Genomic DNA, 24,140 nt, shown 5'->3' on the forward strand with positions numbered 1-24,140 from the left:
GCCGAGTGCCGGGATCGGTCGTGGTGGTTCGTGCCAAGCTCCCAATCATCGGGCGGCGATGCTCGCCCACTGCCAGTCAAAGGATGAGACGATGACCACACTTCCCAAGCGCCCCCTCTATGTTCCTTATGCCGGGCCGTCGCTGCTTGAGATGCCGCTGCTCAACAAGGGCAGTGCCTTCACCCTACAAGAGCGCATGGCCTTCAACCTGGTCGGCCTGCTGCCGCAGAACGTCGAATCCATCGAAGAGCAGGCCTCGCGGGCTTACCGCCAGTACTGCCAGTGCCAGACCGACCTGGACCGTCATATCTACCTGCGTGCCATTCAGGACGATAACGAAACGCTGTTCTTCCGCCTGCTCGAGGAGCACCTCGAGGAAATGCTGCCGATCATCTACACCCCGACCGTCGGTGAGGCCTGCGAAGAGTTTTCCAATATCTATCGCAATCATCGCGGCCTGTTCATTTCCTATCCCGACCGGGAATACATGGATGACATCCTGCGCTCCGCGACCAAGGACAACGTCAAGGTGATCGTGGCCACCGATGGCGAACGTATCCTGGGACTGGGTGACCAGGGCATCGGGGGCATGGGTATCCCCATCGGCAAGCTGTCGCTGTATACCGCCTGTGGCGGTATCAGCCCGGCCTATACGCTGCCGATCACCCTGGATGTGGGCACCAATAACCAGGCCCTGCTCGATGACCCCATGTACATGGGCTGGCGCCACAAGCGCGTCTCTCAGGACGAGTACAACGCCTTCATGGCCGACTTCATTACCGCCGTGAAGCGTCGTTGGCCCAATGTGCTGCTGCAGTTCGAAGACTTTGCCCAGACCAATGCCATGCCGCTGCTCGAACGTTATCGGGACGAGCTGTGCTGCTTCAACGACGATATCCAGGGCACCGCGGCGGTTTGCGTAGGCACCCTGCTTGCCGCCTGTAAGGCCAAGAAAGAGAGCGTGGCCGAGCAGCGGGTCGCCTTCGTCGGCGCCGGCTCCGCCGGTTGCGGCATCGCCGAGCAGATCGTGGTGGCCATGTGTGCCGAAGGCCTGTCGGAAGCCGAGGCCCGGTCGCGGATCTTCATGATCGACCGCCATGGCCTGTTGACCCGCGACATGGAAGGCCTCTACGACTTCCAGAGCCGGCTTGCCCATGATGCAGCGGACTTCGCCGATACCAGCCTGCTCGGCGTCGTGAAGCAGGCCAAGCCCTCCGTGCTGATTGGTGTGTCCGGCCAGCGTGGCCTGTTCAACCAGGAGCTGATCGAGGAGCTGCACGCCGGCTGTAAGGCGCCGCTGGTGATGCCGCTGTCCAACCCCACCTCGAAGGTCGAAGCGACCCCAGAAGAGGTCCTCACCTGGACCAAGGGCCAGGCGCTGGTCGCCACCGGCAGCCCCTTCAAGCCGGTCGAGCTCGACGGTGAGACCTATCCCATCGCCCAGTGCAACAATGCCTATATCTTCCCAGGCATTGGCCTTGGGGTCATCGCCGCCCGTGCGAGCCGCATCACCGATGCGATGCTGATGGCGGCCTCCAATGCCCTGGCCAAGCATGCGCCGATGGTGCAGCACGGCGAAGGCGCGCTGTTGCCGGCCCTGTCGGACATTCGCGAGATCAGCCAGTCCATCGCCTTCGATGTGGCGAAGATGGCGCAGCACGAGGGCAAGGCGCTCGAGTGCGATGATGATGTGCTCTGGGCGTCCATCGAGCGCAACTTCTGGTACCCGCGCTATCGCGAGTATCGTCGCCGGGCCTTCTAAGCTGTGAGCGACCCGATGGCAGGCGCATGAAGATGACGCCTGCCTGTTGCCGCAGCCCGGCGGCGTCGCCCTCTCCGAGTGGTCGCCCGTCGACGTTATCCGGTGACTGACGCAAAAAAGACGGAAAAAAAGGGCCCGCCGGCAATGCCGGCGGGCCTTCGTTTATGGCGCCGATAGATATCGACGCCGGCTTTGGCTTTTCAGCCTAGGCCAATCAGGCTTCCCCGATCATCTTGCGCAGCACGTAGTGCAGGATGCCGCCGTGGCGGTAGTACTCGAGCTCGTTGGCGGTATCGATGCGGCACAGGGCGTCGATATGCTTCTCGCCCTTGTCGCTCTTGATGGTGACCTTCACTTGGCTGCCTGGGCTAAGGTCGTCGAGCCCCTCGATGGAGACCGTCTCGTCGCCGGTCATGCCCAGCGACTTGCGGGTCTCGCCTTCGGGGAACTGCAGCGGTACCACACCCATGCCGATCAGGTTGGAGCGGTGGATACGCTCGTAGGACTCGGCCAGTACCGCACGCACGCCGAGCAGGCGCGTGCCCTTGGCCGCCCAGTCGCGGCTGGAGCCGGTGCCGTATTCCTTGCCGGCGACGACCACCAGCGGAGTGTCTTCCTGCTGATACTGCATGGCGGCGTCATAGATCGCCATCTGTTCGCCGGAAGGCACATGACGGGTCTCGCCGCCCACTACGCCGTCGAGCATCTCGTTCTGGATGCGCACGTTGGCGAAGGTGCCGCGCATCATCACCTCGTGGTTACCGCGACGCGAGCCGTAGGAGTTGAAGTCGGCGGGTTTGACGCCGCGCTCCTGCAGGTAGCGACCGGCGGGGCTATCGGGCTTGATGGCGCCGGCCGGCGAGATGTGGTCGGTGGTCACCGAGTCGCCGAGCATGGCCAGCACTCGGGCGTCCTTGACGTCGTCGATGGCGTCAGGGGTGCGGCCCATGCCTTCGAAGAAGGGCGGATGCTGAATGTAGGTGGACGCGTCGGACCATTCGTAGACCTCGCTCTGGGGCACGTCGATAGCCTGCCAGACCTCGTCGCCGTCGAAGACCTCGGCATACTCCTTGCGGTACATCTCGGTCTTGACCTTCTCGACCGCCTCGGCGATCTCGGCCTGAGACGGCCAGATGTCGGATAGATAGACCGGTTCGCCGTCGCTGCCGGTGCCCAGCGGCTCTGATGACAGATCCGTGCGCACGTTACCGGCCAGGGCGTAGGCCACCACCAGGGGCGGTGATGCGAGCCAGTTGGTCTTGACCAGCGGATGGACCCGGCCTTCGAAGTTGCGGTTGCCCGACAGCACCGAGGCCACGGTCATGTCGCCATCGTTGATGGCCTTCTCGATGGGGTCGGCCAGCGGCCCGGAGTTACCGATGCAGGTGGTGCAGCCATAGCCCACCAGGTTAAAACCGAGCGCATCCAGGTCATCATCGACGCCGCCGGCGGCCAGGTAGTCGGTCACCACCTTGGAGCCCGGCGCCAGCGAGGTCTTGACCCAGGGCTGGGTCTTGAGCCCCTTGGCCAGGGCGTTACGCGCCAGCAGGCCGGCGGCCATCATCACGCTGGGGTTCGAGGTGTTGGTACAGGAGGTAATGGCGGCAATGACCACGGCACCCGGGTTGAGCCTGAATTTCTCGCCGTCGAGATCGACGTCCTGACTGGTGGGGTGTTCGTAGCTGTCCTTGACGCCGACGGCGGTCTGGCCGCCCTCGGACTGCCATTTGCCCTGCTCTTCTTCCGAGGCCTTGCTGCCACTGGCGGCCAGCAGTTCTTCGAAGGTGGACTTCATGTCTTTCAGGGCGACGCGGTCCTGCGGGCGCTTGGGCCCGGCCAGGCTGGCTTGGACCTCGCCCATGTCGAGTGCCAGGGTGTCGCTGAAGATCGGCTCGTCGCCGGCTTCGCGCCACAGGCCCTGAGCCTTGCTGTAGGCCTCGACCAGCTCGACCTGCTCATCCTCACGGCCGGTCAGGCGCAGGTAGTTGAGGGTCTCGTCGTCGACCGGGAAGAAGCCGCAGGTGGCGCCGTATTCCGGGGCCATGTTGGCGATGGTGGCACGGTCGGCCAGCGGCAGATCGTCCAGGCCGTCGCCGTAGAATTCGACGAACTTGCCGACCACGCCGCGGCTGCGCAGCATCTGCGTCACCGTCAGCACCAGATCGGTGGCGGTGATGCCTTCCTTGAGCTTGCCGGTCAGCTTGAAGCCGACCACCTCGGGAATCAGCATCGACACCGGCTGGCCGAGCATCGCCGCTTCGGCCTCAATGCCGCCGACGCCCCAGCCCAGTATGCCTAGGCCGTTGATCATGGTGGTGTGGGAGTCGGTGCCCACCAAGGTGTCCGGATAGGCAAAGGTCTTGCCGTCCTCTTCCTTGGTCCACACCGTCTTGCCCAGATACTCCAGGTTGACCTGGTGGCAGATGCCGGTACCCGGGGGAACCACGCGGAAGTTATCGAAGGCCTCCTGGCCCCAGCGCAGGAACTCGTAGCGCTCCCGATTGCGCTCCATCTCGATGGCCACGTTGTCCTTGAAGGCGCTCTGGTCACCGAATTTGTCGACCATCACCGAGTGGTCGATGACCAGATCGACCGGCGACAGCGGATTGATGCGCTCAGGGTCTTCGCCAAGCTTGGCCACGGCGGCACGCATCGAGGCAAGGTCGACCACCCCGGGCACGCCAGTGAAGTCCTGCATCAGCACGCGTGCCGGGCGGTAGCCGATCTCGCGGTCGGACGAGGCCTTCTTCTGCCAGTCGACCAGCGCCTGGAGGTCGTCGTTAGAGACGCTTTCGTCATCGGCGAAGCGCAGCTGGTTTTCGAGCAACACCTTGAGGGTCTTGGGCAGACGGGAGATGTCGCCCAGCGTATCGGCGGCCTTGGGCAGGCTATAGTAATGGTAGCTTTGGCTGCCTAGTTTGAGGGTATCAAGCGAGTCAGGGGTGGTGCTCATGGTTTTCTCCTCGTGTCGAGCGAAAGGTCATGACGCAAGCATGCAGCATGCGACCATCCATGTGACATATTCAGGACATGGCTACGACGATGGCTGCTTTCAAGCCTAGCCTATGGGAACCGAAGAAAAGGTGACAGGCCGAACTCATTATGTCCCAGGAGAATCTTGGTCGCGTGCGTTCTTGAAACAAGGCGCCTTCGGCCCCATAAAGTAATTAAGAGCGTGACGATCACCGTCGGGAGACAAGCATGCATGAAGAAATGTTGAATTCACATGCGGTGAGCTGCCCTTACTGCGATACAGGCTTCGAGCTGCTCGTCGACGCCAGTCAGGGCAGCCACATCACCTGGGAAGATTGTCCACGCTGCTGTGCGCCGATTCAGGTGCAGGTGGCAGTGTCGGCGTTCAGCGGTGAGATCGAGGGCGTGACCCTTGGCCGTGACGATGATGTCGTTTAGGCATCACGTGTTCGTCACGTTTTAGGCGTAATACCCTGTGAGGTCGATGCGTCAGAGAATCTAGGCGATGGCGATATCGCTGCGCCCTGACTATCACGAAAGCAAAACCCTATAGACAAACGCTATATTGGCCATTGGCCTTATCAACTTGGCAGATTCATGAGGTCGGCCTTAGGCTGGACCTCGATTCATCAATCATCATTCATTTCAGCAAGGAGAATGGTATGAGCGTACTGGTAGGCCGTCAGGCTCCCGACTTCGAAACCGCCGCAGTTCTGGGCAACGGTGAAATCGTCGACAACTTCAAGCTGTCCGACAGCAACGGCAAGCTGCGCGTGCTGTTCTTCTGGCCGCTTGACTTCACCTTCGTCTGCCCGTCAGAGATCATCGCCCACGACAACCGTCTGCAGGCATTCAAGGATCTGGGCGTCGAAGTCATCGGGGTCTCCATCGATTCTCAGTTCACTCACCACGCGTGGCGCAAGACTTCCCCGGATGCTGGCGGCATCGGCGAAGTCGGCTTCCCGATCGTTGCTGACGTCAAGCACGAAGTCACTCAGGCCTATGGTATCGAGCACCCGGACGCCGGTGTGGCCATGCGTGCTTCCTTCCTGATCGACGAGCACGGCGTTGTTCAGCACCAGGTCGTCAATAACCTGCCGCTGGGCCGTAACGTTGATGAGATGCTGCGCATGGTCAAGGCGCTCAAGCACCACAACGAGCACGGCGAAGTTTGCCCGGCCGGCTGGGATGAAGGCGAAGAAGGCATGAAAGACACCGCCGAGGGCGTGGCCAAGTACCTGGGCGCGCACGCCGAAGCGCTGTAAGCGTTTAGGTGCATGAAGAGGCGGCCTGCGGGCCGCCTCTTTTGTATCTGACTTTTGTGCGGATGCCTTTCCTGGCCGCTGGCCTTGGGGTGTTACACTGCCGTGCAAATTTACCCATTCAGCAAGCGTGCTGTGGCCTGGATTCCATGAGGGCTCAGAGAGCCCTTCGGTCTCTCGTTGAACCCAGGCCAGAGAGCGTTTCCGGCCGGATATCGGCCGTCATTTTGTGAGGACCCGACATGAGCGAAGTGCGCCACGAACGCCTGATCATCCTGGGCTCCGGCCCTGCCGGTTACACTGCCGCCGTCTATGCGGCCCGTGCCAACCTCAAGCCGCTGTTGATCACCGGCATGCAGGCCGGCGGACAGTTGACCACCACCACCGACGTCGATAACTGGCCCGGGGATGCGCAGGGCGTTCAGGGCCCTGAGCTGATGGAGCGCATGCGCGCCCATGCCGAACGCTTCGACACCGAGGTGCTGTTCGATCACATCGAGGAAGTCGAGCTTCGCGAGAAGCCCTTTACCCTGAAGGGCAACAGCGGGACCTATACCTGCGATGCGCTGATCATTTCCACCGGCGCCAGCGCCCGCTATCTGGGCCTTGAGTCCGAGCAGAAGTTCATGGGCCAGGGCGTCTCGGCCTGCGCGACCTGCGACGGTTTCTTCTATCGCAACCAGGAAGTGGTGGTGATCGGCGGTGGCAATACCGCGGTGGAAGAAGCGCTGTATCTGTCGAATATCGCCTCCAAGGTGACCCTGGTGCATCGCCGCGACAGCCTGCGCGCCGAGAAAATCCTCCAGGACAAGCTGTTCGAGAAGGTCGAGAACGGCAATATGGCCGTCGAGTGGAACCATACTCTGGATGAGGTGTTGGGCGACAACACCGGAGTGACCGGCGCGCGCCTCAAGTCCACCTTGGATGGCAGTACCAAGGAGCTGGCGGCGCCGGGGGTGTTCATTGCCATTGGCCATACCCCCAATACCGGCATCTTCGAGGGCCAGTTGGACATGGCCGGCGGCTATATCAAGGTGCAATCGGGGCTAGAGGGCAACGCCACCGCCACCAGCATTCCGGGCGTGTTTGCCTCGGGTGACGTGATGGATCACGTCTACCGCCAGGCCATCACCTCCGCAGGGAGCGGCTGCATGGCGGCCCTGGATGCCGAGCGCTACCTGGATGAAATGAGCTAGAAGTCGGAAGAGCGCCGCTTCGCGGCTGGAAGAGGGAAGTAGCCCCCGGGAAAGCTGAAGTGGCTTCCAGCTTCCAGCTGTCGCGAAGCGACTAGTAGTGGGGAGGGCGCTCGTCTTCAGGGCTCGCCTGCTCTCCCGCTGCATCGTCGAGGGCATGCTGCTGCTGGCGCAGTTTGGTCTGCATCACCTCGCTCATGCGCTCCAGCGCCGACAGGCGAGTTTCCTGGGCGGCGACCGCCTGGTCCAGGGTGTCTAGCCAATGTTCCTGATAGGCGATGCGGCTTTCGATGCCTTCCAGGCGGGCGAGCCAGTCGTGTTCTTGCATGGTAGTATCCTCTTGTGGCGTGTTGCCGTTCATCGCGACCGTCTCATCCTGTCAGCCTGTTCCCGCCAGCTTTATAGCCGGTGGGGTTTTGTCATGACCCCTTCACCCATTGCCATTACAAGAGAAACCGAGGTCCATGAATCAAAAGGTCTTACTTCGTTGTAGTCTGATCAGCGTGCTGTTGGCCGCGCCAGCGCCCCTGCTGATCGCCCTGTTCATCTATCTGACCGGCGGGGATCTTTCCCGCGAGCTGTTCGCCAGCCTGGAAGTGGGCGGTGTTGCCCTCGTCTATCTGGCCACGGCCGTTGCCGTCTTTCTGGTCACCCTGATCGCGACCGTCGCGGTCCATGTGCTTACGCCCACTCTGGTCAACCTGGCCGACGTCGAGGACGACGACCGCGAGATTGGCGAGGTCAAGTGGTTCAACGTCAACAAGGGGTACGGCTTCATCACCCGCGACGGTGGGGATGATGTGTTCGTGCACTTTCGGGCTATCCGCGGCAAGGGGCATCGTACCCTGGCCGAGGGCCAGAAGGTGCGCTACCACGTGATCGAAAACGAGCGCGGCTATCAGGCCGATGACGTCACCGTCATTACCTGAGCCAATGGCCTGCCTTCGGTCAGGCTAGTCACGCTGTCCGGCCGTACCGCTACACACAACGTCCCGCCTGGTTTCCAGGCGGGACGTTGTCGTTTCGGCTGTTGGCCAGCCTCATTTTCCAGCCTCATTTGCCAGAGTCAGGCCAGGTGATGGCATCTTCCTGACCGTCGGGCTGCACGCGCCAGAAGCGGTCCGGGTCGTCGCCGGGCTGCCAGCCCCCCAGTGAACAGCGCACTTCGACGTCCAGGGCACTGGCAGCCGACCGGGCGCAGTCGGCATCGCGGGGCCAGGGGGTGGCATCGCTGTCGAACCACAGGCTGGCGAAGCCGTCGGCGGCCTGTTCGACGAGCAGCACCGGCACCTTCTTGCCGTCCAGGTGGCCAGTGGTGCGCCATTGGCGCTTGCCCGCACGAGACAGCGGCGGCGCGTCCAGGCTGGCGGCCAGCCAGGCGTCCAGGGCCTCGATGGGGGCCTGGGCCAGGTAAATCTCGATATCCGGATAGCGTTGCATGCTTGGCTCTCGGTAGCGGGCGGCAGGTTCAGTCGAGGTGAGCGAACAGCCGCGTGAGGATGGCCTCGTAAATCTCGCTGAGGGTGTCCAGGTCGGCGGCCCGCACTCGCTCGTTGACCTTGTGAATGGTGTCGTTGCGCGGCCCCAGTTCGACTACCTGGCTGCCCAGTGTGGCAATGAAGCGCCCATCCGAGGTGCCGCCAGCGGTGGAGAGCGTCGGCCGCTCACCGGTCACGCCTTCGACGCCGGCCACGGCAGCCTCGACCAGTTGACCTTCAGCGGTCAGGAAGGGCTCGCCGTTGAGCGTCCAGTCGAGGTGGTAGTCGAGGCCATGGGCATCGAGAATCGCCTCGGTGCGGCGGCGCAGTTCCTCGTGGGTCAACTCGGTGGAGTAGCGGAAGTTGAACACGACCTCGAGCTCACCCGGGATCACGTTGGTGGCGCCGGTACCCGAACGGATGTTGGAAATCTGGAAGCTGGTCGCGGGGAAGAAGTCGTTGCCCGTGTCCCAGTGCTCCCGAGCCAAGGCGTCCAGCGCGGGTGCGGCCTCATGGATGGGATTGCGCGCCATGTGCGGGTAGGCGACATGGCCCTGCACGCCCTTGACGCGCAGCACCGCGCCCAGCGAACCGCGGCGACCGTTCTTGATCACGTCACCGACGCGCTCGGTGGAGGACGGCTCGCCGACGATGCAGTAATCCAGGCGCTGGTGAGTCTCGCGCAGGTGCTCGACCACCGCCTTGGTGCCGTCAACGGCCGGGCCTTCCTCGTCTGAGGTGATCAAAAAGGCGATCTTGCCATCGTGGTCCGGATGGGCGGTGACGAAGCGTTCCACGGCGGTGATCATCGCCGCCAGGCTGCCCTTCATATCGGCGGCGCCGCGACCCAGCAGCATGCCGTCGTCGTCGATGAAAGGGGCGAAAGGCGGGTGGTCCCACTGGCTCTCGGGGCCGCTCGGCACCACATCGGTGTGGCCGGCGAAGGCCAGCACCGGGCCCTGGTGGCCGCGTACAGCCCAGAAGTTCTCGACGTCGCCGAACGGCAGCCGTTCGATATGGAAGCCGAGGCGTTCGAGGCGCTCGATCATCAGCGCCTGGCAGCCGACGTCAGCGGGCGTCACCGAGGCGCGGCCCATCAGGTCGATGGCCAGGTCGAGTGTCGCGGAAGGCGTCGCAGAAGGCGTGGTGGTATCGGGCATGCGTCATCCTGGTAAGCGAAGGGGCAAAGCGCCCGCCGGCGGCGGGCGCAGCGAGGGCTCAGTTGTGAGCGTGAAGCGCCTCGTTGAGTGCGATGGCACTCTTGTTGGTCAGGCACTCGATGCGTCCGGTCTGCGAATTACGGCGCAGCAGCAGATCGTCTTGGCCTGCCAGGGCGCGGGCGGCGACGGTCTCGGCGACCTGGCCCTGGTCATCCAGCACCGCGACCTTGGCGCCGGCGGTGAGGTAGAGGCCTGCCTCGACGGTGCAGCGGTCGCCCAGCGGGATGCCGATGCCGGCATTGGCACCGATCAGACAGCCTTCGCCGACCTTGATGATGATGTTGCCACCGCCGGACAGGGTGCCCATGGTCGAGCAGCCGCCGCCCAGGTCCGAGCCCTTGCCGACCATCACGCCCGCGGAGATGCGGCCTTCGACCATGCCCGGCCCTTCGGTGCCGGCATTGAAGTTGACGAAGCCTTCGTGCATCACGGTGGTGCCTTCGCCGAGATGGGCCCCCAGGCGCACGCGGGCGGTGTCGCCGATGCGCACGCCGCTCGGTACCACGTAGTCGGCCATCTTGGGGAACTTGTCGACGCAGTCGACGGAAAGCGCGCGGCCCGCTAGGCGCGCACGCAGGCGCCGGGCCGCCAGCTCTTCGACGTCGATCGGGCCTTCGTTGGTCCAGGCGACGTTGCGCAGCAGGCCGAACATGCCGCTCAGATCCAGGTCGTGCGGCTTGACCAGGCGGTGGGACAGCAGGTGCAGCTTCAGGTAGACCTCAGGAGCACTTTCCGGCGCCTGGTCGGTCTCGAGGAAGGTCGCGACCAGCGGGCGCTGGCTGGCGGCGAGGCTTGCCGCCAGCTCGGCCTGCTCGGCGTGGCCGGCGGCCTTGAGCGCCTCGGAGAGATCGGCGCAGTGCTCCGGCAGGAAGCTGACCGCCACATTGCCGGCGGGGGCGCCGAGAACCTGGCGTGCTGCATCGACCAGGCTGGCCTCGGGCTCAAACAGTGGGGCCGGATAGTAGACGTCCAGCCAGTCGCCTTGGGTGTTCTGGTGTCCGGTTCCGAGTGCGAAGCTCAGCATGGGAAGGGTCCTTTTGATCGAAGGTGAGCGAGGCGCCAAAGCCTCGGGCAAGAAGAAATCGTGACTGACATCACAGCCGTTCAGCCGGTCAGTTTACCGTGGTCAGGTCGTCGTAGTCGCCGTTTCGGAAGCCGACCCGAACCTCCTCGCCGGTGTCCAGCAAGGGGCGCTTGATCAGGGTCGGATGCTCGAGCATCAGGGCGCGGGCCGAATTGGCATCTACCTCGGTCTTGGTCGCCTCGTCTAACTGGCGCCAGGTGGTGCTGCGCTTGTTGAGCAGGGTCATCACCGGCACCCGCTCGAGCAGGTGTTCGAGCAGCGACGCCGACAGGCCGTCTTCGCGCAGGTCATGCACCTTGAAGGGGACTCCCTGCGCTTCCAGTGCTTTGCGTGCCTTGCGGCAGGTGTCGCAGGACTTGATGCCATAGAGCGTGATCATGGGTGACTTCCCTCCTGGTCGGCGGTGGCGGTGGCGGCCCGCCAGCGTTCGGTAAAGCGGCGCAGGCGTCGAGCAGCTTCGACGGTAGCGTCGAGGTCAGCGACCAATGCCAGGCGGATACGGCCTGAGCCGGGGTTCACGCCCTCATCATTGGCCTCGCCGTCACCGCTAGTGGCGCGGCCCATGTAGCTGCCCGGCAGCACGCTGACGTTCTCCTCGGCGAACAGCGCTCGGGTGAAGGCCTCATCGTCGCCGCCCGGTACCGCCGGCCACAGGTAGAAGCTGGCCTCAGGCGTGGGGAAGTCCATTACCGGGGCGAGAATCTCAGTGACGGCAGCGAACTTCTCGCGGTAGGCATCCCGGTTGGCCCGCACGTGGGCCTCGTCGCGCCAGGCGGTGATCGAGGCCTGCTGCAGCGGCAGTGACATGGCGCAGCCATGGTAGGTGCGATAGCGCTTGAAGGGCGCGATCAGGTCGGCATCACCGGCGACGAAGCCCGAGCGCAGCCCCGGCAGGTTGGAGCGCTTGGAGAGCGAGTGGAAGACCAGACAGCGACGATAGTCGTGGCGGCCCAGTCGAGCACAGGCCTCAAGCAGCCCTGGCGGGGGCGTGGCTTCGTCGAGATAGAGTTCGGAGTAGCACTCGTCCGAGGCGATGATGAAGTCATGCTCGTCGGCAAGCTCGATCAGTCGCGTGAAGTCCTCAAGCGGCGTCACCGCTCCGGTGGGGTTACCCGGCGAGCACAGGAACACCAACTGCACGTCGCGCCAGGTTTCCGCCGGCACCGCATCGAAATCCGGGCGGAAGCCGTTGTCGGCCTGGCAGTCCAGGTACAGCGGAGTGCCGCCGGCCAGCAGGGTGGCGCCCTCGTAGATCTGGTAGAAGGGGTTGGGCACGGCGACCCTGGCCGGCCGGCTGCGATCGATGGCGGCCTGCACGAAGGCGAAGATGGCCTCGCGGGTGCCGTTGACCGGCAGTACCTGGCTGGCCGGGTCGAGGCCTTGCAGGCCAAAACGCTGCATCGCCCAGTCGGCGATCGTCTGGCGAAGCTCCGGCAGGCCGGCGGTGGCCGGATAGCGCGCCATCTCGTCGCGGTGAGCGCTCAGGGTGTCGAGGGCCGCGGCGAAGGGCGGGTGCTGGGGCTCGCCGATGGTCAGCGGGATATGCGACAGCGCCGCGGCGGGCGTGACATCGGTTTTGAGGGCGGCGAGCTTCTCGAAGGGATAGGGCTTGAGCGCATCGAGATCGGGATTCATGGCTGTCCTGGCCGCCTCGCGGGCGTTGTCGTGGTCGTGGTGGCGGCATGGGCCTGAGTCGGTCGAGTCGACGGGCCTGTATGAAAGGCGCTATCGATAGGCCTCAGTCGCTAGTGCTGCATCGATGAGCCCGGGTGTCGCATGATGATACCCGCCGCGTCAGGTCAGCGATTATAGGGAAGCCGGCAAGGCGCCTCAATGTCGGCGCCTGTCGCTGGCTTGCCTGGGTATGGCGTGGTCGTTGGTCCGCTAGACATCGAGCACGTCGACCAGCCGTTCGCGCAGGCGCTGCTGGCGTTCGGTATCGGTGATCGGCGCGCCGTTGCGGTCGGTGATGAAGAAGACGTCTTCGACCTTTTCGCCGAGGGTGGCGATCTTGGCCGCTGAAAGGGCGATGCCCTGTTCCATGAAGATGCGGCCGACCCGAGCCAGCAGGCCAGGGCGGTCGGGCGCGGTCAGTTCGAGCATGGTGCGCTCGTTGGCCGGGTCCTGTTCGATCGCCACCCGGGTCGGCACCTTGAAGTGCTTGAGCTGGCGCGGCGTGTGGCGGGTAACGATCTGCGGATAGTCGTCCGGGTCGTCGAGCTCCTCGACCAGATGATGCCGCATGGTCGCGAGTCGCTCCTGATCGCGGATCGGCTGGCCGTCCTCGTCGAGCACGATGAAGGTGTTGAGGGTCCAGTCGCTGCTGGAGGTGGCGATGCGGGCATCGTGGATCGACAGCCCGAGCTGTTCCATGGCGGCGGCGGTGGCCGCGAACAGGTCGTCCACCGAGCGGGTGTGGATGAACACCTTGGTGCCACCCTCGGTCATGTCTTCTGCCGGTGCGCTGATCAGGATCAGCGGCAGGTCCGAGCCATCATGATCGAGGATGCCCTGAGTCTGCCAGACGATTTCGCTGGGGGCGTACTGCACGAAGTAGTCCTCGCCCAGTGACTCCCAGAGGGGCTCGAAGCGCGAAGGATCGATGCCCATGGTGGCCAGCAGGCTGCGCGCCTCTTCACGGGTTTCGCGCACCCAGTCATCACGGTCCAGCGGGTTCTCCAGGCCCCGGCGCAGCGCGCGCTTGGTCTCGGCGTGCAGCTGACGCAGCAGCGAGGCCCGCCAGCCGTTCCACAGGGTCGGGTTGGTGGCGTTGATGTCGGCCACGGTCAGCACGTAGAGGTAGTCGAGGTGGACCTCGTCGCGCATCTGGGTGGCGAACTCGCGGATAACATCGGGGTCGGTGATATCGCGCTTCTGGGAGGTCTTCGACATCAAAAGGTGATGCTCGACCAGCCAGCTGACCAGCCGGGTGTCTCGAGGCGAGAGGCCGTGGCGCTCGCAGAACGCCTCGGCGTCGCGGGCGCCGAGCAGGGAGTGGTCGCCACCGCGCCCCTTGCCGATGTCGTGATAGAGCCCGGCGATCCATAGAAGCTCAAGCTTGGGCAGCTGGTGCACCAGCGCCGCAGCAACAGGGAATTCCTCGCGGCAGCGCGGCTCGCGGAAGCGCTGCACGAACTTCAAAAGGCCCAGGGTGTGGGCGTCGACCGTGTAGCTGTGGAACAGGTCGTGCTGCATCAGGCCCACGGCCTGGCCGAATTCCGGCAGGTACTTGCCGAGCACGCCGTAGCGGTTCATGCGCCTTAGCTGGCGAGCGACGTTGCCACTGGAGCGCAACAGCTCCATGAACAGGCTCTGGTGGCGCACGTCGTCGCGGTACAGGTCGTCCATCAGGTGGCGATGATCGCGAATCAGGCGGATGGTGGAGGCGCGTACGCCCTCGATCTCCGGGTGCTGAGCCATCAGCAGGAACAGTTCGAGCAGGGCCGCGGGACGATAGCGGAAGACCCGCTCGTCGCGGGCCTGGATATAGCCGCCCTTGACCTCGAAGCGGTCATTGAGGGAGCGGGTCTCGAGCACCTCGTCGGCGCGCAGGATTACCTCGTCGAAGTGCTGCAGCAGCATGTCGTTGAGGCCCGCCAGGGCGGTGACGTGGCGGTAGTAGCGCTTCATGAACTGCTCGACGGCCAGGCGGCCGGGGATATCGCGGTAGCCGAACAGGGTGGCGATGGTGCGCTGATGATCGAACAGCAGGCGATCCTCGGCGCGTCCGGTGAGCATGTGCAGCGCATAGCGCACCTGCCACAGGAAGGCCTGGCCCTGGCTCAGGATGCGCAGCTCGGCATCGTTCATGAAGCCGTTGTCGACCACCTCCTCGTAGCGCAGCTCGCCAAACTGGCGTTTGGCGACCCAGCCGATCATCTGAATGTCCCGAAGCCCGCCGGGAGAGCTCTTGATGTTCGGCTCGAGGTGATACTCGGAGTTGTTGTATCGGTAGTGGCGGGCGATCTGCTCCTGCCACTTGGCCTCGAAGAAGTCATCCGCCGGCCACAGCCGGTCGGTCTGGAGGCGCTCGCGCATCGCGTCGCGCAGGTGGGCGCCGCCTGCCAGGGTGCGGGTTTCCAGCAGGTTGGTGATCACCGTGACGTCGGCACGAGCCTCGCGCTCGCAGTCGTTCAGCGAGCGCACGCTATGGCCGATTTCCAGCCCGATATCCCACAGGAAGGTGATGAAGTCGGTCAGCGGCTCCCGGTAGGGGGTGTCGTCGTCGTTCTCGAGCAGCAGCAGGAGGTCTATATCCGAGTGCGGGTGCAGCTCGCCGCGACCATAGCCGCCGACGGCCAGCAGGGCGACGCCGTCGTCCGGCCAGGTGTGGCGCTTCCAAGCGATCTCGAGCAGGCGATCGAGGCACCAGGCGCGGCCATGCACCAGGTCGCGGATGTCGGCACCGGCGCGAAAGCGCTCGTCGAGGCGTTCCTGAATCTCGCGCAGCGCCTGCTTGAAGGGCGCAATCGGCGATCGCTCCCCCTCTAGCTCGGTGCAGAAGGCCGCGACATCGAAGAGGCTCTCGTCGGGCTGGAAGCGGTAATGATGCAGCAGCATGTCAGTTCGAAAGGAAGCTCAGGTCTTCCTCGTCGCGTACGGTCAGTACCTCGACGCCCGTGGCGGTGACCAGCAAGGTGTGCTCCCACTGGGCCGACAGGCTCTTGTCTTTGGTGACGGCGGTCCAGTTGTCGCGCAGTACCTTGGTGCGGTGGTCGCCGACGTTGATCATTGGCTCGATGGTGAAACACATGCCTTCTTCGAGGGCGATGTCGGCCTCGGGGGCATAGCCGTCGTAGTGCAGCACCTGAGGCTCTTCATGGAAGACCGCGCCGATGCCGTGACCACAGAAGTCACGCACGACGCTATAGCCGTTGGCCTCGGCGTGCTGCTGGATGACGCGAGCCAGCTGGGATAGGCGGACACCGGGCTTGACCTCGGCGATGCTCTTGTAGAGGCATTCCTGGGTGATGCGGGCCAGTCGCTCGCCCTGGATGCTTTCGCCGATGATGAACATCTTGCTGGTGTCGCCGTGGTAGCCGTCGGCCGTCTTGACGGTGATGTCGATGTTCATCACGTCGCCCTTCTTGAGCTTCTTGGCGTCGTCGGGGATGCCGTGGCAAACCACATGGTTGATCGAGGTGCAGATCGACTTGGGGAAGCCGTGGTAGTTCAGCGGAGCCGGCACGGAGCCCAGTTCGTTGACGATGAAGTCATGGCAGAGACGGTCGAGTTCGCCGGTGCTGACGCCGGCCTGTACGTGGGGCGTGATCATTTCCAGTACGCGGGCGGCCTGCTTGCCGGCTTCGCGCATCTTGACGATTTCGTCGGCGGTCTTGATGGATACGTTCATGGAATCTCGAGTCTTGAAGGGGAGGGCGCTCGCGAGCGGCCGCGTTAACTGACGCAATATATAAGAGGCGGTCAGGGGACGGGCAGGGCGCTTGCGACTTCATCTTGATATTGATCTATGGTATAAAGCTGCGCGCTTTCCTGCAATGCGTTGTGCCGAGTGCATCGCTTCCTCTATTCGTCCGGCGACACAGCCTGTCCCGCGATGGTGGAGTGGCGTTATTCGCATGGCCAGCGGCAAGGCGTTAAATAGCCTGAAAAACACACATGCACCGACACATGGTCCCGGGTGCCGTCGGCGAGTCCGAGGGTCGGATCCATGGGGTGCGTGGAGGCCCAACCCGATAGTCCAGGAGTCATCCATGACACAAGTCAATATGCGTGACCTGCTCAAGGCAGGCGCTCACTTCGGTCACCAGACCAAGTACTGGAACCCGAAGATGTCCAAGTTCATCTTCGGCGCTCGCAACAAGATCCACATCATCAACCTCGAGCACACCCTGCCGGCGCTGAATGAAGCGATCAGCGTGGTCGAGAAGATGGCGGAGACCAACAACAAGATCCTGTTCGTTGGTACCAAGCGTGCGGCGGCCAAGGTGATCAAGGAAGAGGCCAACCGTGTTGGCATGCCCTTCGTCAACCATCGCTGGTTGGGCGGCATGCTGACCAACTACAAGACCATTCGCGTGTCTATCAAGCGTCTGCGCGAACTCGAGTCTATGCACGAAGACGGCACCTTCGAGAAGCTGACCAAGAAAGAAGTCCTGATGGCCACTCGCGAGCAAGACAAGCTTGAGCGCAGCGTGGGCGGTATCAAGGAAATGGGCGGCCTGCCGGACGCGCTGTTCGTGGTTGATGTCGATCATGAGCGCATCGCCATCAACGAAGCCAACAAGCTTGGCATTCCGGTCATCGGGGTGGTCGATACCAACTCCAATCCGGACGGCGTCGACTACGTGATCCCGGGCAACGATGACTCCATCCGCGCCATCCAGATCTACGTCCAGGCCATCGCCAACGCCTGTGCCAAGGCGAAGGAAGGTCGTCCCGACGAGTTCGTTGAAGTCACCGAAGGCGAACAAGTCGCCGAGTGATGATGCTGGTCTACCCCAAGCTGTCATCCGGGCCTGTCAGACTGATGGCGGCCCGGTCGGTGGGCCTGGCTCACCGGACACAAGGGTAGACAGAGGAGGGGGCTTGGCCCCCTTCTTTCCGTCCCCCGCCCGGGTGACGGAAACGCTTTGATTATCGACGTCGAATCATTTCAGAGGTTATTACCATGGCAGCTATCAGCGCGTCTCAGGTAAAAGAACTGCGCGAGCGCACCGGGCTCGGCATGATGGAGTGCAAGAAGGCACTCACCGAAGCCGGTGGCGACATCGAAACCGCCATCGAGAACCTGCGCAAGAACTCCGGCCTCAAGGCCGCCAAGAAGGCAGGCCGCACCGCTGCTGAAGGCGCCATCGTGGTCAAGCTGGCCGATGACGCTAGCTATGGCCTGATGCTTGAAGTTAACTCCGAGACCGATTTCGTGGCTCGTGACGACAACTTCATCGCCTTTGCCGACAAGGTCGCCGAGCAGGCTTTCGCCAGCAAGACCACCGACATCGCGGCCCTGATGGAAGGTGAGCTGGAAAACGCTCGCGAACAGCTGGTCCAGAAGATCGGTGAGAACATCAGCGTGCGTCGCGCGGCATTGGTCGAAGCGCCGGCTGACGGCACCGTGGGTGGCTATGTCCACGGCGGCCGCATCGCGGCACTGACCGTGCTGAGCGGCGGCACCGCCGAGGCAGCCAAGGACGTGTCCATGCACGTTGCGGCCATCAACCCGGTCGTGGCCCTGCCGGAGAACATGCCGCAGGAACAGCTGGACAAGGAAAAGGCGATCATTCTGGCGCAGCCGGATATGGCTGGTAAGCCGGAAAACATCGCCGAGAAGATGGTCCAGGGCCGTCTGAAGAAGTACCTGGCTGAGAACAGCCTGACCGAGCAGGCCTTCGTCAAGAACCCGGACCAGACCGTGGCCGAGTTCGTCAAGGCAGCCGGTGGCGAAGTGGTCAGCTTCACTCGCTTCGAAGTGGGTGAAGGCATCGAGAAAGAAGAAGTCGACTTCGCCAAGGAAGTAATGGAGCAGGCCGGCCGCAGCTAAGGCTTGGTACTGTGAGTTCGTGATGGCGTGCGCGCGAGCGCACGCCTTCGCGTATCCGGCGGATAGAAAAGCCGCCAAGAATTCCTCCCCCCTGTCGCTGTCATCAGGAGACGCCCCATGTCCGATCTCACTGCTACGCCCGAACGCCCTGCCAAGCCTGAGCGCGCGGCGAAAAGCAAGTACAAGCGTATTCTGCTCAAGCTGTCCGGCGAGGCCCTGACCGGTGATGCCGAGTTCGGCATCGATCCTCAGGTGCTTGATCGGATGGCGCTGGAGATCGGTCAACTGGTCGGCATCGGCGTTCAGGTCGGCATCGTGGTCGGCGGCGGCAACCTCTTCCGTGGTGCCGCTCTGCACGAGGCGGGCATGGAGCGAGTGACCGGCGATCACATGGGGATGCTGGCGACGGTGATGAATGCCCTGGCCATGCGTGATGCCCTAGAGCGCTCCAATATCCGTTCGCGGGTGATGTCAGCGATCCCGATGAGCGGCGTGGTCGAGCACTACGACCGTCGCACGGGCATCCGCTACCTGACGTCGGGCGATGTGGTATTGTTTTCCGCCGGTACCGGCAATCCCTTCTTCACCACCGATTCCGCGGCCTGTCTGCGCGGCATCGAGATCGATGCCGATGTGGTGATCAAGGCCACCAAGGTCGACGGCGTCTACGATCGCGACCCGGTCAAGCATCCCGAGGCCCAGAAATACGAGCGCCTGACCTATGATGAGTGCTTGGATCAGAAACTCGGGGTAATGGATTTGACCGCCATCTGCCTGGTGCGTGACCATGACATGCCGGTCCGCGTATTCAACATGAACAAGCCCGGTGCCCTGCTCAATCTGGTGATGGGCGGCAAGGAAGGCACGCTGATAGACAGAGGTTGAAACCGTGATCAACGATATCCAGAAAGACGCTGAAGCCCGCATGCACAAGACCATCGAGTCGCTGCATACGAACTTCAACAAGATCCGCACCGGCCGCGCCCATCCCAGCATTCTCGATGCGGTCACCGTGGAGTACTACGGCGCCCAGATGCCGCTGAACCAGGTCGCCAGCGTCAACGTCGAAGACGCGCGTACCTTGGCGGTCGTGCCCTGGGAAAAGACCATGGTGCCCAAGGTCGAGAAAGCCATCATGACCGCGGATCTGGGCCTCAATCCGGCCACCGCGGGCAGCGTGATTCGCGTGCCGATGCCGATGCTGACCGAAGAAACCCGCAAGGGCTACATCAAGCAGGCTCGCTCCGAGGCCGAGAACGCTCGTGTGGCGGTGCGCAACGTGCGCCGCGATGCCAATGGCGATATCAAGGCGCTGCTCAAGGAGAAAGAAATCTCCGAAGATGAAGAGCATGGCGGTACGGATGCCATCCAGAAGCTGACTGACAAGCATATCGCTGAGATCGACAAGCTGTTGGAAGCCAAGGAAAAGGACCTGATGACGGTCTGAGGCCTGGCGGGCGACTTCGCATCGCCCGCCTATCGTTTTACTGCAATGCGAGCCCCCATGACATCACCGCAGTCCCCTGAATCGCATCGCCGGGCGACCCCGCGTCATCTGGCGATCATCATGGATGGCAACAACCGCTGGGCCAAGGCCCATGGCCTGTCCGGAGTGCGTGGACATCGTGCGGGCGTCGAATCGGTGCGCTCGGTGATCCGTCGCGCGGCCGAGCACGGGGTCGAGGTGTTGACCCTGTTCGCCTTCTCCAGTGAGAACTGGAAGCGTCCGCCCGCCGAGGTCAATGCCCTGATGGAGCTGTTTCTGATCGCCCTGAAGCGGGAGGTCAAGAAGCTGCACGAGCATGACATTCGTCTGACCATCATCGGTGAGCGCGAGGGCTTCTCGGCGTCTATCCAGAAGCACATCGACCGCGCCGAGACGCTGACAGCCGATAACCGCGGCATGCATCTGGTGATTGCCGCCAATTACGGTGGCCGCTGGGACATCGCTCAGGCGGCGCAGCGTCTCGCGACGCGGGTCGCCGACGGCGAGCTCACCGCCGAACAGGTGAATGAACAGACGCTGGGGCGTGAGGTTTGCCTGGCCGATGCGCCGGAGGTGGACCTCTGCATCCGCACCAGCGGCGAGCAGCGTCTGTCCAACTTTCTGCTGTGGCAGTTGGCCTATGCCGAGCTGTATTTCTCTCCCCTGCTGTGGCCGGATTTCGGCGCCGAAGCGCTCGATGAGGCCTTCGCCGACTTCGCGCGGCGCCAGCGCCGTTTCGGCATGACGCACGAGCAAGTCGAGGCCCAGGGTGCTTAAGCAACGAATTCTTACCGCCGTCATCCTGGTGCCGCTGGCTCTGGCCGGGCTCTTCCTGCTCGAAGGCGGCGCCTTCGCGCTCTTCACCGGCGCCGTCGTGCTGCTCGCGGCCTGGGAGTGGACCAATCTTGCCGGCCTTTCGAGCCTGGCGACCCGCTTCGCGATCACTGCGGGCCTGGGGCTTGCCATGCTGCTGCTGTGGGTGGTCGGCAGTGCCCAGGCAGCCGGCCTGCTGTGGCTTGGCGCGGCTGCCTGGCTTGCCAACCTCTACTGGGTCACCCATTACCCCGAGCGCCGGGCGCAATGGGCGACCCCCGCTCGCCGCCTGGTCATGGGCCTTGCGGTGCTGCTGCCCTGCTGGGTCGGTTTCAACAGCCTGCGTGCCAGCGGCGTCGAGTGGCTCCTCTTCGTGCTGCTGCTGGTGTGGCTCGCCGATACCGGCGCCTATTTCGCCGGCCGAGCCTTCGGGCGCCGCAAGCTGGCGCCTGCCGTCAGCCCCGGCAAGACCTGGGAAGGCGTGGCGGGCGGGGTGGTCGCTACCCTGGTGCTAGCCCTATGCTATGCCGTCTGGCTGTCGCTTGGCCTTGGCGAAACCCTGGGGCTGATGCTTGCCACCGTGCTGGTCACGCTGGTCTCGGTGCTTGGCGATCTGTTCGAGAGCATGTTGAAGCGTACCCGGGGGATCAAGGATTCCGGTGTGTTGCTTCCCGGTCACGGCGGCGTGCTGGATCGCATCGATAGCCTGACCGCGGCGATTCCCGTCTTTGCCCTGCTGTGGGTGTGGCTATGAGCCTCTCTGCCTCCATCGCCACGCGCCCTCAGCGCGTTACCGTGCTGGGCGCCACCGGCTCCATCGGCACCAGCACGCTCGATGTGATTGCGCGCCATCCCGAGCGCTACCAGGTGCATGCGTTGACCGCGCAGCGCTCCAAGGAAGCCCTGCTGGCGCTGTGTCAGACCCATCTACCTGCCCAGGCGGTGATCGGTAGCGAAGCCGATGCCGCCTGGCTGCGCGAGCGGCTGGCCGCGGCGCGCGTGAATACCGAGGTGCGCGCGGGTGAAGCCTCGCTGGTCGAAGTCGCCCAGGCGTCCGAGGTCGAAGTGGTGATGGCGGCCATCGTCGGTGCCGCCGGGCTGATGCCAACGCTTGCTGCCGTGCGCGCCGGCAAGCGGGTACTGCTGGCCAACAAGGAAGCCCTGGTGATGAGTGGCGGCCTCTTCATGGATGCCGTCGCGAGACATGGCGCCGTGCTGTTGCCGATCGATTCCGAACATAATGCCATCTACCAGTGTCTACCTCCTGAGCATCGGGGCGGTCTGGATCGTATCGGCGTCAGTCAGCTGCTGCTGACGGCCTCGGGCGGGCCCTTCCTGGGCTGGTCGGCCGATGCCTTGGCTGGGGTCACACCCGACCAGGCCTGTGCCCATCCCAACTGGTCGATGGGCCGCAAGATTTCGGTGGATAGTGCGACCCTGATGAACAAGGGGCTGGAACTGATCGAGGCCTGCTGGCTTTTCGATGCCGGCCCCGAACAGATCCAGGTGGTCGTGCATCCACAAAGCGTGATCCATTCGATGGCGGCATATCGAGACGGCTCGGTGCTCGCCCAGCTCGGCAATCCGGACATGCGCACGCCCATTGCCTATGGCCTGTCCTGGCCGGAGCGCGTCGATGCCGGCGTTGCACCGCTTGACCTGTTTCAGGTCGCCAGGCTCGATTTCCAGGCTCCCGATGAGGCGGCTTTTCCCTGTCTGCGGCTGGCTCGAGAGGCGATGGCGGTAGGTGGAAGCGCGCCGGCGCTGCTCAATGCCGCCAACGAGGTGGCCGTGGAGGCTTTCCTCGAGGGGCGGTTATCCTTCCCGGGAATTGCCGAGCTCAATGAGGCGGTACTGTCGGCCTGTGCGCCCTCGGCGGCCGACGAACTCGAGGGTATCCTCGCCGAGGATGATCGGGGCCGTCGGGCGGCCCGTCATCACCTGGAACGCTATGGGCGGGAGTAAACTGCGATGAGCGTGATACAGGATGTGCTGGCGGTGATCGTGGTTCTCGGACTGCTGGTCACCTTCCATGAGTTTGGCCACTTTTGGGTGGCCAGGCGCTGCGGCGTCAAGGTACTGCGCTTCTCGGTGGGCTTTGGCAAGCCGCTATGGTCGCGGGTCGATCGCCACGGGACCGAATTTGCCGTGGCGGCCATTCCCCTGGGCGGCTACGTCAAGATGCTCGACGAGCGGGAAGGGCCGGTCGACCCCGATGAAGCGCACCTGGCCTTCAACCGCAAGGGGGTGTGGTCGCGTATCGCCATCGTGGCCGCCGGGCCGCTGGCCAACTTCCTACTGGCGATCGTCGCCTACTGGCTGCTGTTCGTGATCGGCATCACCACCGTCGCTCCGGTAGTTGGCGATGTGGCGCCGGATTCGCCAGCCGCAAGCGGCGGGCTCTCAAATGGCCAGGAAATCGTCGCCGTGCAGGGCGAGCCGGTGCGCTCCTGGGATGATATCAATCTGAAGCTGGTCGCGGCGATTGGTGAGACCGGTGATATCCGCATGACCACGCGTCCGGAAGACGCCACGGCAGAGCGCGAACATCGTCTGCCCGTCGAGGATTGGCTGGTCGGCCAGGACCCGCCTCGGCCGCTGGCTACTCTGGGCCTCACGCCCTGGCGGCCGGCGCTGCCGGCGGTGCTGGGGCAGGTGCTTGACGGCGAGGCGGCGGCCAGCGCCGGCCTGCAGGCGGGTGATCGGATCCTCGAGGTCGATGGCACGCCGATCGATGATTGGATGGCCTTCGTCGACCGAGTTCGCGCCAGCCCCGGCGAGCCGCTCGCGGTTGAGATCGAGCGCGGCGGCGAACGCCAGACCCTGACGCTGACGCCGGGCGCGAGTGCCGCTGAGGGCGGCCAAGCCATCGGCTACATCGGTGCCGGCGTGGCTAGCGCCGAGTGGCCGGCCAAATACCAGCGTGAGATTCATTACGGCCCCCTCGAAGCGGTCGGGCAGTCGCTCAACAAGACCGCCGAGATGTCCGTATTGACCCTGGACGCGATGCGCAAGATGCTGGTGGGGCTGATTTCGCCATCGAATCTTTCCGGACCGATCACCATCGCCCGCATCGCCGGTGATACGGCGCGGACCGGCGTCGAGAGTTTCATTGGCTTCCTGGCCTATCTCTCGATCAGTCTGGGTATTCTCAATCTGCTACCGATCCCGGTGCTCGACGGCGGGCATCTGGTCTATTACCTCATCGAGGCGGTGCGCGGGCGCCCCGTCTCCGAGCAGGTTCAGGCGGTGGGCTTCAAGATCGGCCTGGCGCTGGTGGGTAGCATGATGATGATGGCGGTGTACTTCGACCTGATGCGGCTCTGGTAGCCGCCCGGGAGCGGTCCACGCCGGCTGGGGGCTGACCT

At 63.9% G+C, this 24,140-nt stretch carries 22 protein-coding genes; 13 read left to right on the forward strand and 9 right to left on the reverse strand.

The annotated features are described in order from the left end of the window. Positions 1-91: 91 nt before the first annotated feature. Complete coding sequence (locus BLR71_RS02705; RefSeq protein ID WP_092522905.1) at positions 92-1,762, forward strand: NAD-dependent malic enzyme; 1,671 nt, start codon at positions 92-94, stop codon at positions 1,760-1,762. A gap of 214 nt (positions 1,763-1,976) precedes the next feature. Here the strand turns inward: BLR71_RS02705 and acnA are convergent, their stop codons facing one another. Continuing rightward, positions 1,977-4,715 (reverse strand): aconitate hydratase AcnA, encoded by a 2,739-nt coding sequence (gene acnA, locus BLR71_RS02710; protein ID WP_092522907.1) that lies wholly within the window; start codon positions 4,713-4,715, stop codon positions 1,977-1,979. A 248-nt stretch (positions 4,716-4,963) separates the two neighbouring features. On the opposite strand from acnA, the gene BLR71_RS02715 reads away from it, so the two are divergent. The 3 genes from BLR71_RS02715 (at position 4,964) to trxB (ending at position 7,193) form a co-directional block, all read left to right on the forward strand. Next, positions 4,964-5,173 carry a zinc ribbon domain-containing protein gene (locus BLR71_RS02715; protein WP_092522909.1) on the forward strand — a complete coding sequence of 70 codons (210 nt, stop codon included), beginning with the start codon at positions 4,964-4,966 and terminating at the stop codon, positions 5,171-5,173. Positions 5,174-5,397: 224 nt separating this feature from the next. Next, the gene (locus tag BLR71_RS02720) at positions 5,398-6,000 is read left to right on the forward strand and encodes a peroxiredoxin (protein WP_092522911.1); all 603 of its coding nucleotides are present in this window, start codon (positions 5,398-5,400) and stop codon (positions 5,998-6,000) included. A 239-nt stretch (positions 6,001-6,239) separates the two neighbouring features. Continuing rightward, positions 6,240-7,193: a thioredoxin-disulfide reductase gene (gene trxB, locus BLR71_RS02725; RefSeq protein ID WP_092522913.1), complete on the forward strand. Its 954-nt coding sequence runs from the start codon at positions 6,240-6,242 to the stop codon at positions 7,191-7,193. Positions 7,194-7,284: 91 nt separating this feature from the next. Here trxB and BLR71_RS02730 read toward each other — a convergent pair whose 3' ends face one another. Continuing rightward, positions 7,285-7,518 (reverse strand): SlyX family protein, encoded by a 234-nt coding sequence (locus tag BLR71_RS02730; RefSeq protein ID WP_340147954.1) that lies wholly within the window; start codon positions 7,516-7,518, stop codon positions 7,285-7,287. A 136-nt stretch (positions 7,519-7,654) separates the two neighbouring features. Here BLR71_RS02730 and BLR71_RS17980 point away from each other — a divergent pair, with 136 nt between their 5' ends. After that, positions 7,655-8,119 (forward strand): cold-shock protein, encoded by a 465-nt coding sequence (locus BLR71_RS17980; protein WP_092522917.1) that lies wholly within the window; start codon positions 7,655-7,657, stop codon positions 8,117-8,119. 124 nt (positions 8,120-8,243) lie between these two features. Here the strand turns inward: BLR71_RS17980 and BLR71_RS02740 are convergent, their stop codons facing one another. The 7 genes from BLR71_RS02740 to map all read right to left on the reverse strand — a co-directional run bounded on the left by BLR71_RS02740 (position 8,244) and on the right by map (position 16,325). Next, positions 8,244-8,630: a hypothetical protein gene (locus tag BLR71_RS02740; RefSeq protein WP_092522919.1), complete on the reverse strand. Its 387-nt coding sequence runs from the start codon at positions 8,628-8,630 to the stop codon at positions 8,244-8,246. Positions 8,631-8,658: 28 nt separating this feature from the next. Continuing rightward, a complete protein-coding gene (gene dapE, locus BLR71_RS02745) occupies positions 8,659-9,828 on the reverse strand; it encodes a succinyl-diaminopimelate desuccinylase (RefSeq protein ID WP_092522920.1) in 1,170 nt (389 codons plus the stop codon). A gap of 58 nt (positions 9,829-9,886) precedes the next feature. Then, positions 9,887-10,912: a 2,3,4,5-tetrahydropyridine-2,6-dicarboxylate N-succinyltransferase gene (dapD, locus tag BLR71_RS02750; protein WP_092522921.1), complete on the reverse strand. Its 1,026-nt coding sequence runs from the start codon at positions 10,910-10,912 to the stop codon at positions 9,887-9,889. 88 nt (positions 10,913-11,000) lie between these two features. Next, positions 11,001-11,351: an ArsC family reductase gene (locus BLR71_RS02755; protein WP_092522922.1), complete on the reverse strand. Its 351-nt coding sequence runs from the start codon at positions 11,349-11,351 to the stop codon at positions 11,001-11,003. Then, entirely contained in the window at positions 11,348-12,607 is a 1,260-nt protein-coding gene (gene dapC / locus BLR71_RS02760) for a succinyldiaminopimelate transaminase (RefSeq protein WP_092522923.1), read from the reverse strand. The genes BLR71_RS02755 and dapC overlap by 4 nt, the downstream gene beginning before the upstream one ends. A gap of 249 nt (positions 12,608-12,856) precedes the next feature. Continuing rightward, positions 12,857-15,532 carry a [protein-PII] uridylyltransferase gene (locus BLR71_RS02765; RefSeq protein WP_092522924.1) on the reverse strand — a complete coding sequence of 892 codons (2,676 nt, stop codon included), beginning with the start codon at positions 15,530-15,532 and terminating at the stop codon, positions 12,857-12,859. 1 nt (position 15,533) lies between these two features. Beyond that, complete coding sequence (gene map, locus BLR71_RS02770) at positions 15,534-16,325, reverse strand: type I methionyl aminopeptidase (protein WP_092522925.1); 792 nt, start codon at positions 16,323-16,325, stop codon at positions 15,534-15,536. 361 nt (positions 16,326-16,686) lie between these two features. On the opposite strand from map, the gene rpsB reads away from it, so the two are divergent. The 8 genes from rpsB (at position 16,687) to rseP (ending at position 24,102) form a co-directional block, all read left to right on the forward strand. Next, on the forward strand, positions 16,687-17,418 hold the full coding sequence (gene rpsB / locus BLR71_RS02775; RefSeq protein WP_092522926.1) for a 30S ribosomal protein S2: 732 nt from the start codon (positions 16,687-16,689) through the stop codon (positions 17,416-17,418). Positions 17,419-17,603: 185 nt separating this feature from the next. Next, positions 17,604-18,473 (forward strand): translation elongation factor Ts, encoded by an 870-nt coding sequence (tsf, locus tag BLR71_RS02780; RefSeq protein ID WP_092522928.1) that lies wholly within the window; start codon positions 17,604-17,606, stop codon positions 18,471-18,473. A gap of 117 nt (positions 18,474-18,590) precedes the next feature. After that, the gene (gene pyrH / locus BLR71_RS02785) at positions 18,591-19,358 is read left to right on the forward strand and encodes a UMP kinase (RefSeq protein WP_092522930.1); all 768 of its coding nucleotides are present in this window, start codon (positions 18,591-18,593) and stop codon (positions 19,356-19,358) included. 4 nt (positions 19,359-19,362) lie between these two features. Beyond that, positions 19,363-19,920 (forward strand): ribosome recycling factor, encoded by a 558-nt coding sequence (gene frr, locus BLR71_RS02790; RefSeq protein WP_092522932.1) that lies wholly within the window; start codon positions 19,363-19,365, stop codon positions 19,918-19,920. Positions 19,921-19,977: 57 nt separating this feature from the next. Continuing rightward, a complete protein-coding gene (gene uppS, locus BLR71_RS02795; RefSeq protein ID WP_092522934.1) occupies positions 19,978-20,736 on the forward strand; it encodes a polyprenyl diphosphate synthase in 759 nt (252 codons plus the stop codon). After that, positions 20,729-21,526 carry a phosphatidate cytidylyltransferase gene (locus tag BLR71_RS02800; RefSeq protein ID WP_092522936.1) on the forward strand — a complete coding sequence of 266 codons (798 nt, stop codon included), beginning with the start codon at positions 20,729-20,731 and terminating at the stop codon, positions 21,524-21,526. The genes uppS and BLR71_RS02800 overlap by 8 nt, the downstream gene beginning before the upstream one ends. Further along, entirely contained in the window at positions 21,523-22,737 is a 1,215-nt protein-coding gene (gene ispC / locus BLR71_RS02805; protein WP_092522939.1) for a 1-deoxy-D-xylulose-5-phosphate reductoisomerase, read from the forward strand. Before BLR71_RS02800 ends, ispC begins: the two co-directional genes overlap by 4 nt. A 6-nt stretch (positions 22,738-22,743) precedes the next feature. Next, the gene (rseP, locus tag BLR71_RS02810; protein WP_092522941.1) at positions 22,744-24,102 is read left to right on the forward strand and encodes a sigma E protease regulator RseP; all 1,359 of its coding nucleotides are present in this window, start codon (positions 22,744-22,746) and stop codon (positions 24,100-24,102) included. Positions 24,103-24,140: the final 38 nt, after the last annotated feature.

Origin of the sequence: Onishia taeanensis (assembly GCF_900100755.1) — a bacterium.
Classification (GTDB): Bacteria; Pseudomonadota; Gammaproteobacteria; order Pseudomonadales; family Halomonadaceae; genus Onishia; species Onishia taeanensis.

Coding starts and splice junctions, on each gene's coding strand:
- BLR71_RS02705 (WP_092522905.1), top strand. CDS start 92: ATGACCACACTTCCCAAGCGCCCCCTCTATGTTCCTTATGCCGGGCCG.
- acnA (WP_092522907.1), bottom strand. CDS start 4,715: ATGAGCACCACCCCTGACTCGCTTGATACCCTCAAACTAGGCAGCCAA.
- BLR71_RS02715 (WP_092522909.1), top strand. CDS start 4,964: ATGCATGAAGAAATGTTGAATTCACATGCGGTGAGCTGCCCTTACTGC.
- BLR71_RS02720 (WP_092522911.1), top strand. CDS start 5,398: ATGAGCGTACTGGTAGGCCGTCAGGCTCCCGACTTCGAAACCGCCGCA.
- trxB (WP_092522913.1), top strand. CDS start 6,240: ATGAGCGAAGTGCGCCACGAACGCCTGATCATCCTGGGCTCCGGCCCT.
- BLR71_RS02730 (WP_340147954.1), bottom strand. CDS start 7,518: ATGCAAGAACACGACTGGCTCGCCCGCCTGGAAGGCATCGAAAGCCGC.
- BLR71_RS17980 (WP_092522917.1), top strand. CDS start 7,655: ATGAATCAAAAGGTCTTACTTCGTTGTAGTCTGATCAGCGTGCTGTTG.
- BLR71_RS02740 (WP_092522919.1), bottom strand. CDS start 8,630: ATGCAACGCTATCCGGATATCGAGATTTACCTGGCCCAGGCCCCCATC.
- dapE (WP_092522920.1), bottom strand. CDS start 9,828: ATGCCCGATACCACCACGCCTTCTGCGACGCCTTCCGCGACACTCGAC.
- dapD (WP_092522921.1), bottom strand. CDS start 10,912: ATGCTGAGCTTCGCACTCGGAACCGGACACCAGAACACCCAAGGCGAC.
- BLR71_RS02755 (WP_092522922.1), bottom strand. CDS start 11,351: ATGATCACGCTCTATGGCATCAAGTCCTGCGACACCTGCCGCAAGGCA.
- dapC (WP_092522923.1), bottom strand. CDS start 12,607: ATGAATCCCGATCTCGATGCGCTCAAGCCCTATCCCTTCGAGAAGCTC.
- BLR71_RS02765 (WP_092522924.1), bottom strand. CDS start 15,532: ATGCTGCTGCATCATTACCGCTTCCAGCCCGACGAGAGCCTCTTCGAT.
- map (WP_092522925.1), bottom strand. CDS start 16,325: ATGAACGTATCCATCAAGACCGCCGACGAAATCGTCAAGATGCGCGAA.
- rpsB (WP_092522926.1), top strand. CDS start 16,687: ATGACACAAGTCAATATGCGTGACCTGCTCAAGGCAGGCGCTCACTTC.
- tsf (WP_092522928.1), top strand. CDS start 17,604: ATGGCAGCTATCAGCGCGTCTCAGGTAAAAGAACTGCGCGAGCGCACC.
- pyrH (WP_092522930.1), top strand. CDS start 18,591: ATGTCCGATCTCACTGCTACGCCCGAACGCCCTGCCAAGCCTGAGCGC.
- uppS (WP_092522934.1), top strand. CDS start 19,978: ATGACATCACCGCAGTCCCCTGAATCGCATCGCCGGGCGACCCCGCGT.
- ispC (WP_092522939.1), top strand. CDS start 21,523: ATGAGCCTCTCTGCCTCCATCGCCACGCGCCCTCAGCGCGTTACCGTG.
- rseP (WP_092522941.1), top strand. CDS start 22,744: ATGAGCGTGATACAGGATGTGCTGGCGGTGATCGTGGTTCTCGGACTG.